This window comes from Ruegeria sp. CJ3, from assembly GCF_056536725.1.
The window spans coordinates 1-1,407 of sequence record NZ_JBQFQE010000024.1; the positions used below are offsets into that span (position 1 = coordinate 1).

At 59.1% G+C, this 1,407-nt stretch carries 1 protein-coding gene; it reads right to left on the bottom strand.

Translation table 11 applies throughout. The features are described from left to right. Positions 1-67: 67 nt before the first annotated feature. A partial coding sequence (locus ACR0J1_RS19365) for a type III PLP-dependent enzyme domain-containing protein (protein ID WP_480734403.1) occupies positions 68-1,407 on the bottom strand: 1,340 nt, incomplete at its 5' end.

Here is a 1,407-nt window from a genome sequence, read left to right on the forward strand (position 1 = left end):
CGGCGTTGGGGTCTGACCCCAATCGCCACGACAAGGACCGGGCTTGGCACGAGCCCGGTCCTTTTTGTTATGACATATTCGAGACGACTTCGCTGAGCGTTTCTGCGCGGCGGATCAGTTCGATGGACAAGCCGTCGGACTTGCTGCTGACGCCATAGACTGCGATGCGCGGCAGGCTGTTATAGTCGAAATGGTTGCTGAAGTAATACGCGCCGGTGTCGTAGATCGCCACGTAGTCATTGGGATCAAGGCGCGGGATCAGCACATCCTTGGCCACCAGATCTGCAGCGAAACAGCAGGGCCCGGCCACATCCGTCTGTACCTTGTCCTCGGTTTTCAACACGCCGCCCGGCGTAAAGCCTTCGACGCGAATGGGCCACGCCGCGGGCAAAAACGCCGTGCGTGTCATGATCTGCGCGCCTGCATGGGTGGTCGCGATATGCCGACCTCCGGCGTTCTTGGTGTATTCCACGCGGGTCGCCATGAACCCGTTCTTGGCGGCAATCGCGCGGCCAAATTCGGTTTTCACGCTGTATTTCCCGGTGAACAGCAGCGGCACGTGCTGGCGCAGAACCTCGGCATATTCGGCAAAGGTCGGCTTGACCTCGGGCGAGGCGAAGTTGACCGGCAAACCGCCCCCGATATCCAGCCGGGTGATCTGCTGTTCGCCTTTGCGGGTGTTGATCTCTTCGGCGACGGAAACCAGTTCACCGATGCCCTGCGCCATCAGTTCCAGCGGGCAGCCCTGCGATCCGGCATGGGTGTGGATCGAGGTCAGCCACGGGTATTTCAGATAGTAGTCTATCAGTTTCTCGCGATTGCCCGCATCCCCGATGGGGTAGCCGAATTTCGACGTATTGGTCGCGGTACTGGTCGATGAAATCGCGCCCGAGCCGATCTGCGGGTTGATGCGAAAGCCGATGATGGCCTCGGAATTGGGATAGTCCTCGATCAGCGTGGCGACACGTTCCAGTTCCTGTTCATTGTCCAGATTGAACGCGATCGAGTGTTTCAGACATTGGCGCAGATCATCCATCGTCTTGGCGGGGGAATCGAAGATGATCTTGCGGATATCGAAGCCTGCGGATTGCGCCATGGTCAGCTCTCCGGGGCTGGCGACCTCGGCGCCGATGCCGCAATGCGAGATTTTCATCAGCACGTGGCGTAGTGAGTTCGCCTTGACCGCAAAGGTGTGCTGGAAGTTGTCGGGAAAGGCCGCGATCAGATCGTTGATGGATTTGGCCAGACCGTCGAGATCCATGAAGCCCAACACGGTGGTTTCGCTGTCCAAAAGCCGGTCTTCGATGGCGCGCTGCAGGATTTGATGCTCTCGGTTCATGGGGCGGGCTCCGGTTTGGATGAAATTGCTTGGCGTGAAATGAAAACGGCGGCTCAACCGAGCCGCCG